The 13,084-nt window shown below is 58.0% G+C and carries 12 protein-coding genes; 2 read left to right on the top strand and 10 right to left on the bottom strand.

Annotated elements, in window-relative coordinates:
- Positions 1 to 149: 149 nt before the first annotated feature.
- The 3 genes from DNK06_RS13815 to DNK06_RS13805 all read right to left on the bottom strand — a co-directional run bounded on the left by DNK06_RS13815 (position 150) and on the right by DNK06_RS13805 (position 3,580).
- Entirely contained in the window at positions 150 to 1,556 is a 1,407-nt protein-coding gene (locus DNK06_RS13815; protein ID WP_131180574.1) for an NAD(P)/FAD-dependent oxidoreductase, read from the bottom strand.
- A gap of 72 nt (positions 1,557 to 1,628) precedes the next feature.
- Positions 1,629 to 2,399: an AraC family transcriptional regulator gene (locus tag DNK06_RS13810; protein WP_317621891.1), complete on the bottom strand. Its 771-nt coding sequence runs from the start codon at positions 2,397 to 2,399 to the stop codon at positions 1,629 to 1,631.
- Between the two features lie 422 nt (positions 2,400 to 2,821).
- Positions 2,822 to 3,580, bottom strand: coding sequence for an SDR family NAD(P)-dependent oxidoreductase (locus DNK06_RS13805; RefSeq protein WP_131180573.1), 759 nt, complete (start codon positions 3,578 to 3,580; stop codon positions 2,822 to 2,824).
- A gap of 180 nt (positions 3,581 to 3,760) precedes the next feature.
- On the opposite strand from DNK06_RS13805, the gene DNK06_RS13800 reads away from it, so the two are divergent.
- Positions 3,761 to 4,693 (top strand): helix-turn-helix domain-containing protein, encoded by a 933-nt coding sequence (locus tag DNK06_RS13800; protein ID WP_242674673.1) that lies wholly within the window; start codon positions 3,761 to 3,763, stop codon positions 4,691 to 4,693.
- Between the two features lie 287 nt (positions 4,694 to 4,980).
- Here the strand turns inward: DNK06_RS13800 and DNK06_RS13795 are convergent, their stop codons facing one another.
- Positions 4,981 to 5,736, bottom strand: a complete 756-nt coding sequence (locus tag DNK06_RS13795) for an SDR family NAD(P)-dependent oxidoreductase (RefSeq protein ID WP_131180572.1) — start codon at positions 5,734 to 5,736, stop codon at positions 4,981 to 4,983.
- 260 nt (positions 5,737 to 5,996) lie between these two features.
- Between DNK06_RS13795 and DNK06_RS13790 the strand changes: the two genes are divergently transcribed.
- Positions 5,997 to 6,881 (top strand): AraC family transcriptional regulator, encoded by an 885-nt coding sequence (locus DNK06_RS13790; protein WP_131180571.1) that lies wholly within the window; start codon positions 5,997 to 5,999, stop codon positions 6,879 to 6,881.
- A gap of 236 nt (positions 6,882 to 7,117) precedes the next feature.
- On the opposite strand, the gene DNK06_RS13785 is transcribed toward DNK06_RS13790, so the two are convergent.
- The 6 genes from DNK06_RS13785 to DNK06_RS13760 form a co-directional block, all read right to left on the bottom strand.
- Positions 7,118 to 8,113 carry a GlxA family transcriptional regulator gene (locus DNK06_RS13785; RefSeq protein WP_165493637.1) on the bottom strand — a complete coding sequence of 332 codons (996 nt, stop codon included), beginning with the start codon at positions 8,111 to 8,113 and terminating at the stop codon, positions 7,118 to 7,120.
- A gap of 88 nt (positions 8,114 to 8,201) precedes the next feature.
- Entirely contained in the window at positions 8,202 to 9,200 is a 999-nt protein-coding gene (locus tag DNK06_RS13780) for a 4-hydroxyproline epimerase (protein WP_131180569.1), read from the bottom strand.
- 13 nt (positions 9,201 to 9,213) lie between these two features.
- Entirely contained in the window at positions 9,214 to 10,065 is an 852-nt protein-coding gene (locus DNK06_RS13775) for an ABC transporter permease (protein WP_131180568.1), read from the bottom strand.
- Positions 10,052 to 10,915: an ABC transporter permease gene (locus DNK06_RS13770; protein WP_131180567.1), complete on the bottom strand. Its 864-nt coding sequence runs from the start codon at positions 10,913 to 10,915 to the stop codon at positions 10,052 to 10,054. Before DNK06_RS13770 ends, DNK06_RS13775 begins: the two co-directional genes overlap by 14 nt.
- On the bottom strand, positions 10,912 to 12,030 hold the full coding sequence (locus tag DNK06_RS13765; RefSeq protein ID WP_131180566.1) for a quaternary amine ABC transporter ATP-binding protein: 1,119 nt from the start codon (positions 12,028 to 12,030) through the stop codon (positions 10,912 to 10,914). Before DNK06_RS13765 ends, DNK06_RS13770 begins: the two co-directional genes overlap by 4 nt.
- Positions 12,031 to 12,107: 77 nt before the next feature.
- Positions 12,108 to 12,959 (bottom strand): glycine betaine ABC transporter substrate-binding protein, encoded by an 852-nt coding sequence (locus DNK06_RS13760; protein WP_131180565.1) that lies wholly within the window; start codon positions 12,957 to 12,959, stop codon positions 12,108 to 12,110.
- Positions 12,960 to 13,084 lie beyond the last annotated feature (125 nt).

The following is a 13,084-nucleotide window of genomic DNA, read 5'->3' as shown; positions in this document are numbered from 1 at the left end:
ACTCCTTTCATTATTGATATTGGAACTGAGCGCTCCGCGGCCGGCGGCGGGTGCGTACCGGCATCACGAGGCGTTCTAGGCAGTTGGCAAGTGTTGCGGGCCGGCTCTGCGCCGGCAGTCGTGTGGCTCTTTCTTATGGGTGATTCGGTTCAGCGCATCAGCCGTTCCAGGCTCGCGGCAATGCTGCTCGCCAGCGTCCTGCGCCAGGGCGCGGTGTTCGGATCTGCCAGCAGGCGATCCTCGTTGGCGAATGCCGACATGATTCCCTTGTAGGCAAGCCAGCGGCAGGGCTCGGGTTCCCAGGTCGGCAGTGTCGACAGGGGCTTCTCCCGGATCACCCAGGGTTGTTCGACGCGGCTGCTGCTGCGCTCGAGGATCAGGTCGGCGAGGGTCTGCCCCGCCAGGTGCGTGGCGCCCACGCCCTCGCCACCGAAACCGCCGGCCAGGGCCAGGCCCTGTTGCCTGTCGCACAGCATGTGCGGGCGAAAGCGGCGGGCCATGCCCAGGTTGCCGCCCCAGGCATGGGTCAGGCGCACACCGCGCAGCGAGGGGAAGAGCGATTCCATGAGCATGCGGCGCAGGCCTATTTCACCCTCGCTGAGCTGGAAGTCCGCGCGCAGGCGACCGCCAAAGCGATACCCGCCGCGGGCGCCGAACACCAGGCGGTCGTCCAGGGTTCGCTGAGCGTAGGTGACCTGGCGGCTGTGCTCGCACAAGGCCTGGCCCCGCTCGAGGCCGATCCGTTCCCAGCGCTCCGCCGACAGCGGCTCGGTGGCCACCAGCATGCTCTGAACGGGGATCTGGATTCTTTTCAGGGCGGCGAAATCCGCGGCGTAGCCTTCCACGGCGGGCACCACCCACTGCGCGCGGATACGCGCCTTGTCGGTACGGATTTCACGTCCGCGCCAGTCGCTGACCGGGCTCTGGTCATGGATGCTCACGCCGAGGCGTTCGACGGCATCGGCCAGGCCGCGCACCAGGCGGGCGGGGCTGATGGTCGCGCAATGCGGCGAGTAGATCGCGCCATAGGCGCCGGGGATGCGCACCTGGGCCGCCAGCTCCTGCTGATCCAGCCAGCGGTAATCGTTTTCGTCGTGGCCCTCTTCGTACAGGGCCTGCAACTCCTGGCGCAGGCGGGTCGCCTGTTCCGGGTAGCGCGCCGCGCAGTTGAGCATGCCCGCCTTGCGGTAGTGGCAATCGATCCCCTCGCGCTGGAGGACGCCCTGAACCTCGTCGGGGATGGCCTGCAACAGCCGGTACGCCTGCCTGCGTCGTTCGGCGCTCAGGTGGCCGAGAAGGCGTGCCTCGCCGAGCATCCCGCCGATCAGCCAGCCGCCGTTGCGGCCGGAGGCGCCGAAACCGCTGGTCTGGGCTTCGAGGACGACGATGTTGAGCTGCGGCGCCTGGCGCTTGAGGTAGTACGCCGTCCACAGGCCGGTGAAGCCGGCGCCGATGATGGCGACGTCCACATCGCGATCCTGATCCAGGCAGGGACGAGCGGCGACCGTCTCGCCAAGCTGATCCATCCACAGACTGACATGTTTCCAGGCCGGCATTTGCGACTCCCAATCAACGTGCATGACGGAGGTTAGGAGTGCGGGCGGCCCGGCGTCTTTCTTCCGTGCCCGTCAGGAATTTTTGCTGGCCAGCTGCTTCATGTAGGCCTTGGGCGACATGCCCGTGCGTTCGCGGAAACAGCGGTAGAACACCGACAGCGAATTGAAACCCGCCATGAAGGCGAGGTCGTCCGGACGCAGTCGCGGATTTTCCCGCAGGCGCTCGAGCAGCCAGTCGATCCGCGCCTGGCTGAGGTACTGGTAGAAGCTCTGGCCCAGCACCTGATTGAGCAGGTAGGACATCTGGTTGCGCGTGTAGCCGATGGTCGTGGCCAGCCGGGTCAGGTCGAAGTCGGCTTCCAGGAAGGTCTTGCGCGTGGCGAAGAACTGCTCCAGATCCAGCAGCATGACACTCAGCTGCTGCCTCGACAGGCCCAGGCGTTGCACCTTGCTCTGGCTCTCCAGCGGCTCGTCGCGAACCATGGTGGCGTATTCGTGGACACGCCAGATCAGGTCATCCTTGACGGTGATGGCCTCGCTGGCGCGGAAGGAGGCCAGGCGGCTGCTGCGCCTGAGCGAAAGGCGCGAGCAGTACTGGATGAAGGCCGTGTCGCCGTCCACCCGGATGCGGTCGATATGCTCGATGTGCTGCTCGGCATTCCTGGGCATGCCGGTGCGGACGTAATCCTGCATGTCGGCATAGGAGAGCCGCAGGTTGTTGAAGAAGTCGTAGTATTCGAGCTCGGGGTGATAGAGCTGCAGGATGCTTTCGACGTCTCGTTCGATCCAGGCCTTGTGGTAACGGGTCATGACCTCCCGGGTGCGGCGGGTAACAGGATCCAACGGATACCTCCATAAGCCGAAAGCCGTGCAGGGCGTCAAACGGGGAGCTGCCCGTGGGCTGCTATCGATCCTTGTATGAGCTGAAGCAGGTAGGCTGGGAGCGCGCGGGTCGGCGGCACGCCACAACGCCACAACGCTCTGCGGGATTGCTCCCTTGTTAGATAGAAGGCACCAGTTTAAGAGTTTTTCGAGGAGACCAGCAATAACGAAGGCTGACCAGTTCATAGTATTCAGGGGCTCTGACATAATATTGAATTTAACATAATATACATTATGCGAACCTAAGAGTAAGGCCGAAGCAACACACCCCCTAGAAAAATCACTACAGCAAACGCCGCGGCTGCTGGCTGCTGTAGCTATGAAATCAAGCTTAGACACCCGGTATCTTAAATATGGAATATGGCCTTCCGTAGCCACTCCCGTTAAGAGCCAGCTGGCACGCTCATCCCCCCATCTGCCATGACTATGGCACCCAAAATATAGGAAGCCCGCTCAGAGGCCAGAAACGCGACTACTTCGGCTATTTCCTCTGGCTGAGCGGCGCGTTTGATAGGCGTTTTCTCGCCATGCCGGGCTAGGAATGACGGGCCGTCATCAACGACATCGTTCAGAATGTTTGTGACTACATCGCCGGAGCCGACTGCATTGACGCGTATACCATGGTCGATGACCTCCAGGGCGAGTGTCCGCGTAAGTTGGGCCAGCGCTCCTTTGGAGGCGGTATAAGCCGCAATCGTGGGAAATGCCTGATAAGCGGCGTAGGAAACTATGTTGACGATAGCCCCGCTTCGGTTCGGGATCATCGCCTTTATGGCCTCTCGAGAGTGCAGGAATGCTGCGGTCACATTGACAGCCTGGATGCGCTCCCAGTCATCGCGAGTCATATCCACAACTAATTTGTTAATGATGAACCCGGCATTATTGACCAAAATGTCCAAGCGGCCAAAATGGGCAATCGCCGTAGCCACTGCCGTTTCGGCAGCGCCATTCTGAGTGATGTCCGCAATCAGTGGAATCAAGCCGGGTCTCGCAAGCTGCTCGACCGTCGGGCTTTTGTCTTCAGCGATGACTCTAGCTCCTCGCTCATGCAGCATTAGCGCGACAGCCCGGCCAATCCCGCTGGCTGCACCGGTCACTAGAACGACTCGACCTTCAAACTCACCACGTGTATCAGATGCCATCCTTATCTCCAGATGATGTGTCCAGCCGCATGGACTGCCGCTGTAGACAACTACACCTTCCTCCATTGGTATGTTCGCATCTGACGCGGTTTTGCCAGACTATTGGGGTTTTGCTTTTAGTTGCGCAAAATTTGTAGTCTGTCCAAATCGCCTCCCCCAATGATCCCCAGCGAAAACGCCATGGAAAAGCTCGAACAGCAGATACGTAGTTCAAACCACCATGAGCGAATTCCTGCACACAAAATGCCTGACCACCTGCCCGCTGCCGCGCATCGGTTGGTTGGCCATCACCTGGACTCGGAGGTACAAGTACAAATATTCAGACACCGCACCACGAGTCGGAACCTGACCATCCCTGCCGTAGCAGAACCGTTGCTCGTTTTGGTTGTTTCAGGCGCTGCGCTCGTGGAAGAGCGTGTAGGAGATCAGAAGTGGACAGCAAATGCTGTTGCCGCTGACGATTTTTTTCTGACGATGTCGCCAGTCCCCTATGAGATGCGCTGGCAAACAGAGAGTGATGCTGGCTTCGAGGTGGTGCACGTGTATCTCAGCCAGCGTCTACTGGATCTTGCTGCTCGGGATATTTTCGTTGACCAACATGTACGGCTGCGAGAGGTGTCTGGAGAACGAGACCACGAAATTTCCGGATTGATGAGATCCCTCTATCGTGAAATGACTTCAAGCCGGCAAGCCAGTGCGTTGTATCTACAAGGTATCGGCCAAGCACTCGCCGTGCATCTAGTCCGATGCTACAGGGACGGTAGTAGTGGGCTTTCTAAACAGGTATACGCGTTGCCTGCTTACAAATTGCATAGGGCGATTGAGGCCATGCGTACAGGGCTTGATAGCGAGTTCAGCCTCGAAAGACTGGCGTCAGACGCAAGCATGAGTATTTCCCACTTCAGTCGTATGTTCCGGAAGGCAACAGGGCGATCTCCCTCCCAGTATTTCATTCATATGCGGATGGAAATGGCGCGTCAGCTCCTTCTGGAATCCGACTTAAGCATCGTAAATGTCGCTCTTGATGTTGGATACAACAGCCCAAGTCATTTTGCGCGGGTCTTCAGACGTCACACCGGCGCTACACCACGTGAGTACCGCCAGCGTAGATAAGTTGAGGTTTTCGCTCCTGAGGGCGTTCAACAATCAATCTCTCCCCCCTTGGCAATAAACACCGATTCTTCATTACCCGCCCTCCTCGCGCTGTTCGCTGGACTGTCATCGAAGTAAACAATGCCGTAACCGTCCGGCCAAGTCACCTACCAAACTCCAGCATTAAGGGCGATGGTGTCCGCGTATTTTTAAAGGGGAATGAATGATCAATTTAGGCATGGTGAATTCCTGATTCAGGTGACGGGGGAACGATGGATTGCGCCTAAGCAGAATCCATCGTCGATCAATCAAATCGTTTGGCCACCTGAGACTTCAATACGCTGACCTGTGACCCAGCGATTGCCAGGGCTCAAGAGGCTGGCGATCATTGGGCCGATGTCGTCGGGTACACCTACGCGGCCAAGAGCGGTCATATCGGAGAACGCTTTGTTGTATTCGGGAACGTCGCGCACTGCTCCGCCCAAAAAGTCGGTTTCGATCGCGCCCGGGGCTACGGTGTTGACGGTAATGCCACGACTGCCCAGTTCCTTGGCCATGTAAACGGTGAGTATCTCGACTGCACCTTTGGCTGCTGAGTAGGCCGAGAAGCCTGGGAAGGACACACGGGTCAAGCCCGACGAGAAATTTACGATACGCCCGCCATCGGCCAATATCGGCAGCAGAGACTGAGTCAGGAAAAACACCCCTTTGACGTGCACGTCAAAAAGTGCGTCGAACTGAGTTTCCGTGGTGGCAGCAAAATCCGCCATTTCACCATGCCCGGCGTTGTTGATAAGGTGGTCAATCGTATTCGCGCTCCAAGTGTCGTTCAGTGCTGCGCGCACGGCGGTCACGAAAGCCGGGAAGGACGACACCTTGCTCGTGTCCAGTTGCAGCGCGACGGCCTTGCGGCCTTGTGCCCGAATATCGGCTACCACGACATCCGCAGCTTCCTTGCCAGTACGGTAGGTAAGGATCACATCGCCACCTTGGCGAGCAATGCTCAGTGCAGTATTGCGGCCAAGGCCACGGTTTGCACCGGTTACAATTGAAATAGTGGTCATCGTTATACTCCTGCCAAGCACATGCTGAATGAGCGTCAACGATGACATCTCGCTGGCGTTGCAGGTTGCGCGATCGGACACTTGAATTGCTTATTCGTCCAAACTGGTAGGGTGACAAGCAAACTGGCGTCGATCCCCCTGCAATGGTTGTGCTGAATTTGCTTATTCCTCTAGATTGTTTGCGGATTCATCCAATCAGCTTGCATCGGCAAGCGTTCGACATTGCAATAGGCCGATACGGACTGAGGGGGTGATGACCTATGAACGATCTGCTCAAGGCTGTGAGCCGCTACGCTGAGGCTAATCATCAAGGCGGTATTGCTGCGACCCCTTTCCCTGGGCTGGTGATTCTTCGGGAGACAACGCCTACGGCACTCCTCTACGCGATCTCAAGGCCGTTGGTTGCGCTGGTGCTTCAAGGGAAAAAGCGTGTCTCGATGGGCGACAAAATCTTTGAGTTCGGGGCCGGCGAATCACTGATCATCACCGCTGATGTACCAACGGTAAGTCAGATCATTGTCGCCTCTCAGAACGAACCTTACTTGGCATTCGTCATAGAGCTTGATCACGTACTTATAGAATCTTTGGTCGTCGAGATGGGTACGGCCCCCTTTACTGTGGGCGAGCCATTAAGGGTAGAGTCCACAGAAACAGAGGTGACAGACGCAGCCCTGCGCTTGCTTCGCCTGCTTGAGCGACCTAGTTCAGTAGCAGTATTAAAAAGCCAACTGCTCAGGGAACTCCATTACTGGCTCCTGTCAGGGCGCCATGGTGGAGCAATCCGAGCGCTTGGAATTGCAAGCAGCCACGCCCAAAGAGTCGGCCGGGCGATCGCCCGGATTCGAGATGAATTCGCCCAACCGCTGCGAGTGGAGCAGTTGGCAGAGACAGCCGGTATGAGTGTTTCAGGGTTCCACACCCATTTCAGGACGGTCACTTCGCTGACTCCGCTTCAATATCAAAAACAACTCAGACTGATCGAGGCCAGGCGAAGGCTTTTGGAGGGTACACCTATCGCCAACGCCGCCTATGGAGTGGGGTACGAAAGCATCCCCCAATTCACGCGAGAATACGGTCGAATGTTTGGCGTGTCCCCCGCGAAAGATATCCGCGAAGTAAAAATGCTACTTAGCACATCGGCTTAGCCTCGGATCATACGTGCTGGCCGTGGCGCTGAGCGGTGATGGGATAGCCGCCGCTACATATTGCAGCTTTTCCTGGGCAGTGTGGGCTTTGAGTGGTACGGAAAAGAGCTTCGGTGGCGCATGAAAATCCTGTCGATACTTGCGATCTCGTCTACTAAAAATGCGCGGACATCATCGCCCATCATGAGGAAGTTCGCTAGGTGACTTGGCCGGACGCTTACACAATGCCTATTCACTTATTTGCTCGACCTCACATTGCCGTGGCGTATTTCCTTGGAGGGTGAGTTGCCGAAGTATGCCGTGTAGCATTTGCTGAAATGGCTGGGGGATACGAAGCCACAGGCGACGCTCACATCCAGAATCGGCAAGTCGGAATGCTGGAGCAGCCGTCGCCCTTCGGTGATTCGAAGCTCCAGGTAGTAGCGTACCGGCGTGGTGCCGAGTTGCTGCTGGAACAGTCGCTCGATCTGGCGCCGAGAGCGCCCTGCGTAGCTCGCTAATTGCTCCAGGCTCAGTGGCTCCTCGATATTTGCACTCATCAGGTTGATCACATTGCGTAGCGGCTCGCTCATTTTTGCGTGCACCGTCGGGCGCACTCGCCGGTAGCGAGACTCTTCAAAAGCCAGAATGCCAACGATGCCCTCGACCAGGTCGCGGCCATGGAGCTTGTTGATCCATTCCAGCACCATATTGAAGGCGCCGGTCGGGCTGGCGGCTGTCAGCCGATTACGGTCAACCATGAAGCTTTCAGAGGTAACCTGGCTGTGCTTGGCGATTTCCGCCAGTGCCGCACGGTGCTCGGGATGGATCGCGCATTTATAGCCGTCGAGTAACCCCGCCTGCCCCAAGAACCAGGCACCACTCCACAGCCCGGCCAGGGCCACATTCTTCTCATCGGCCGCATGCAGGAGCTGTTTGAGCGCAGGGATCGGCCGCAAGGTGGTGCGCAGCCCGCCACAGATCACCAGTAGATCCAGGCCCGCGAGATGTTTCGCGCTCAGCTCGGCGTTCGGGCAGATGATGATGCCAAGATCGCTGACCACCGCCTGGCCACTCAGACTGAACGTCTGCGTGGCGAAGACACCCGTACTGATGAGGTTGGCCGTTACGAGAATATCCAGTGCCTGAGTGAACGCAGGCAGGGAGAAATTATCGAGAAGCAGGAAGCCAACGCGAGCCTCTTTCAGCACGCGGCTCTTGTCGCCCACAAAACGGAGGTTCTGTCCTTGCATCGCCTCACTGAAACTTCGTCTGTCCGACAATCTCTGCCCCTATCGATCATTTGTTGTTGGCGTGTCGATGTTCTTCACCAGCGCGCTTTCAGTCAACGAGGAAACCGTGAGCCAGCGGATCGCGCTCATCCACGAAAATGGTATTGAGTCCGATCACCTGTGCCCACCCGGTGACGCTGGGCAGGATGCCCGGATAAGTACCAACCTGAGCGGCGGCTTCGATACGCCCTTGGTAGATCGTGCCGATCAGGCTCTCGCTGCGATACGTGTCACCGACTGCAAGGCGCCCTTTGCCATACAGCTGTGCCAGGCGTGCAGACGTACCGGTGCCGCCTGGGGAACGGTCGATTGCCTTGTCACCATAGAAAACGATGTTTCGTCCATCGGACGCTTCGCTGCTTCCGATATCACACCAGATGGCATGGTGTACGCCGTTGATCCGCGGGTCGTCCGGGTGCACTGGCTCGCAGATCCCGGCAAGCGCACTGCGTAGGCTGCGGCTGTGGGCAACGATGTCCGCTGAGGACATTCCATCCAGCCCAGGCCAGTTTTCCTGAGGCTCGACCACCGCGTAGTAATTGCCGCCGTAGGCGATGTCCACAACGAGCGAACCCAGCCCCGGAACCTCGACACGGACATCCGCCGTGTGCAGGTAGCTCGGTACGTTGAACAGGCTTACCGATTCGACCTTGTCGCCGTCCATGCGGTACTCCACCTCCACCTTGCCGGCCGGCGTCTCGATGGACAACTTGCCCGGTACCTTCGGCCTGACCAGGTCGTGCTCGATCACCACGGTACTCAAGCCTATGGTGCCGGCCCCGCACATCGGCAGGCAACCACTCACTTCGATGAACAGCACGGCAAAATCGCAATCGCTGCGTATCGAGGGGTAGATCATCGCGCCGGACATCACTTCATGGCCCCGGGGCTCGAACATCAACGCCTTGCGAATCCAGTCATGGTCGCGGATAAACAGCTCGCGTCGATCCGCCATGCTCACATGGGGCATCAGCGGCGCGCCTCCTGCGACCACCCGTACAGGGTTGCCACAGGCATGGGAGTCTATGCAGAAGAATGTGCTGCGCATGCGTCGCTTCCCTCTAGATTGCTTTACGGGCGGAGTGCCGTTGCAGGGCACCACGTGACAGGCGATCCAGCAGCAGCGCGACCGCGACGATAGCCAACCCGGCCCGCAGCCCCAGGCCCATTTCCATGCGCGTCAGCCCGCGAGTCACTTCCGCGCCAAGACCACCGGCGCCGACCAGGCCGGCCAGCACCACCATGGCCAGGGACAGCAGGATGCACTGGTTGAGGCCCACCATCAGCGTCGGCGTTGCAGCCGGGATTTCGATCTTGAGCAGGATGGCGCGCGGAGAGGCCCCCGTTGCCTGACCGAGTTCGAGGAGATCCTTGGGGATCTGGTTGAAAGCCAGGGTAGTGAGCCGCATCATCGGCGGGATACCGTAGATGACGGTGGCGATGATGGCCGGAACCTTGCCGAGGCTGAAGATCATCACGGCTGGAATCAGGTAGACCCAGGGCGGCACCGTCTGCATGACGTTCAACACCGGGCGAACGGCTGCCTCGAAGCGCTTCACCCGCGAAGCCAGCACACCCAGCGGGAAGGCGATCGCCACCGAGATGAGAACCGACACCGAGACCAAGGCAATCGTCTGCATCGATGCCGTCCAAAGCCCGGAAATCAGACAGAAGCCCAGCATGAAGGCTGACAGCACCGCGACACGCAAGTTGGTGAACAGGTATGCCAACACCGCCACTACAGCGATCAGTGCATACGCGGGCATGGCCAGCAGTGCCGACTCGACACCGCCGAGTACCGTCTCGATAACCCTGCTGATCGTCGCGAACAGAGGATGAAAGTTTGCATTCAGCCAATCGATGGCAGGCGCGAGATGCTGACCCGGCGAGAATTTCAGTTCAGTAAGCGTCATTGCTCACCTCCTTTTTTCCAGAGCGCGTGGCGCTCTGAGCCATGCGATCAAGGATCAGAGTCAGGATGACAATGGCAATGGAGGCATTGATCGACTGCGCGATATCCAGTGTACGGATGGCCCCATAAATGGCCTCACCCAATCCGCCCGAGCCGACAATGCCAGCGATCACCACCATTCCGAAGGCCATCATCAGGCTCTGGTTCACCCCAGCCATGATGCTGGGCAGTGCAAAAGGCAGACGGATCTTGAAGAACAGCTGCCAGCCACTGGTGCCGCTCGCCTCGCCCAGCTCGATGAATTGATTGGGCGTCATGCGGATGCCCAGTGAGGTCAACCTGAGTACCGGCGGCACTGCAACGATGAAGGTGGCGACCAGGGCAGTCGCCGAGCCATAGCCCAGCAGCGCGATGGCGGGCAGCAGGTATATATAAGGAGGCAGGGTTTGCACGAGGTCGAGCACTGGCTCGGTTACTTTGTCCAGCGACGGCAGCAGCCCGGCTGCCACGCCCATCGGGATGCCGACCAACAGCGCCAGGCTGGTCGCCGCCAGTACCAGCGCCAGCGTACTCATGGTCTCGGGCCACAACCCCATGATCGAACAGAACGCCAAGGCCAGAGCCGAGGCGATACCGAACTTCAGGTTCGACGACAGCCGCCAGGCTAGCGCGCCAACCACCAGCGCTACCACATAGAAGGGCGCAACCTGCAAAACCCATAGTACGGTCTCATAAAAGCCTGTGAGCACCTGGTTGAGAAAGTCGAATACATTGGCCCCGTTATCCGTGAGCCACTCCAGGCCAGCGTCGACCGTTTCGTCGAACTGCGCTGCGAAATCATCCGGGCTCATAGCGAGTGCTCCAGAGATTCCCGTACCGGCACCTCCACAGACTCGTTTGGCGCCCCCTGCACACCGCGCAACAGATCGCGTGCCGTGATGACACCCAACGGTGTGCCCTCCTCCAGCACCGCCAGCGCCTCGCCATCGGACTGAATGAGCAGATTGATCAGCTCGTTCAGATCCGCGGCTGGAGTCGTGTGGCACAGCGTGCTGACGTCAACCTCGGGATGGGCTTGCCGGTAGTTCGCATAAGGCGTCATGACCGAATGCGCCTTGACCAGATGCAAGCGCGAGATGCCGGCAACGAAATCGGCGACATAGTCATCAGCCGGATTCAGCACGATGTCTTCGGCCGTACCTTCCTGAATGATCATGCCGTCTTTCATGATCGCGATACGATCACCGATACGAATCGCCTCCTCCAGATCATGGGTAATGAATACCGCGGATTTGCCGAGGGATTTGGTGAGTTGGCGGAATTCGTCCTGCAACTGCCGACGAATGAGTGGATCGAGCGCGCTGAACGGCTCGTCCATCAGGATGATTTCCGGATCGGAAGTGATGGCACGTGCCAATCCAACCCGCTGCTGCATACCGCCTGATAGTTCGGATGGATAGCGAGCGGCCCAGTCGGACAAGCCGACCTTGGCCAGTGCCTGCTCAGCCACCTTGTGTCGTTCGGCCTTGGAAACGCCTTGCACCTCGAGCCCGAAGGCGGCGTTTTCCAGAACGGTACGGTGCGGCAATAGCGCCACGCTCTGAAATACCATGCCAATGTGTTGCGCTCGTACCTTGCGCAACTCCACCGCATTGAGCGTGGCCAGATCCTTGCCCTTGACCAGCACCTGGCCAGCGCTTGGTGCAATCAACTTGTTCAGCAAGCGGATCAAGGTGGACTTGCCGCTGCCCGAGAGGCCCATGATGCAGAAGATTTCGCCGCGGCGAACCTCAAGACTGACATCCGACACGCCGACGACGCAGCCGTAATCCTGCAGGATCTGTTTTTTGGAGAGCCCTCGCTCGACATAAGCCTTCATTGCAGCTGAGGAGTTCTGCCCAAACACTTTCCAGACAGACTGGCAACTTACCAGCACTTCGTCAGTGCCATTACTTAAGGAATTCATTTCGCACCCGTCGAACCAGAAGATTCTGGTTTAATTGTTGACATCAAGTTCGGCAGCGGCAGTTAAAAAAGCGCACTTCAATATTTTTTAATATTATTCCAGCGTGTCAAAAGCTCGTCGTTCTTCTCAGTCCAGTCACTGACAGCCTGCTCCATGGTTTTTCCATCTTTCACTTCGCCGTTGATTGCAGTGATATCTGCCAGCGGCACATAAACACCGGCAATGACTTCACGCGCCTGTGGGTTCTTCTCCGAGAAACCTTTCTGAGCGATCCAGTAGTAACCCTGTGGTGGCGGGAAAACACCTTTGGGATCCTTGAGGAACTTCACATCGAACTTCTGCGTCATCCAGGATGGTTCCCAGATGGCAACGGCGACCCAGTCCTTACGATCGACAGCCGACTTGAGGGCTGCGGTCATGGCGGCAGTACTGCCTTCCAGCAGGTTGAGCTTGATGCCGTATGCCGATACCGCGTTCGCCGCGTCACTCATCAGGCCCGAGCCTGGTTCGATGCCGACGATCTTGTTGCCAAACTTCTCGGCGTTGTCATTGAGCTGTTCGATCGAGTCGATGGCGACGTAGCTGGGTACCGCGATACCTTGGTACAGACCATGAGAAACCGGAGAAATTTTTTCCAGACGGTTCTTGCTGCGGTTCCAGTAATCGTGCGCGGCGTAATCGATCTGCGATGTAAGTATCTGGATATCACCCTTGCTCAATGCTGCATAGGCAATGCCCCATTCCGAAAACGAAGTAACTTTCACTGTATAACCTGCGTTCTCCAACGCCTTTTTGGTAATGCCGGTAATGGGCGTGAGATCCTCCCAAGACAGCGTCCCCATTTTGATAATTTTTTCGTCAGCATGGCTTTGTACAATCGTCATGCTGACGATCGCCAGCGCGCAGAGTGCCTTCCACAAAATCTTCATGGTGTATGCCCTGTAGTAGTGCTGATGAGATCAGCGATATAGTGGTCTTCGCTTCTTATTAACGTCGTGAAAGCCGTAAACACTCACGACGCATTCTTTTTCTCAACGTGAACGTCCGGAGATGC

The sequence above is a fragment of the Phytopseudomonas daroniae genome (genome assembly GCF_004327285.1).
GTDB lineage: Bacteria > Pseudomonadota > Gammaproteobacteria > Pseudomonadales > Pseudomonadaceae > Aquipseudomonas > Aquipseudomonas daroniae.
Note: the sequence above shows the minus strand (reverse complement) of the source record. Positions and strands in the feature narration are given on the sequence as shown.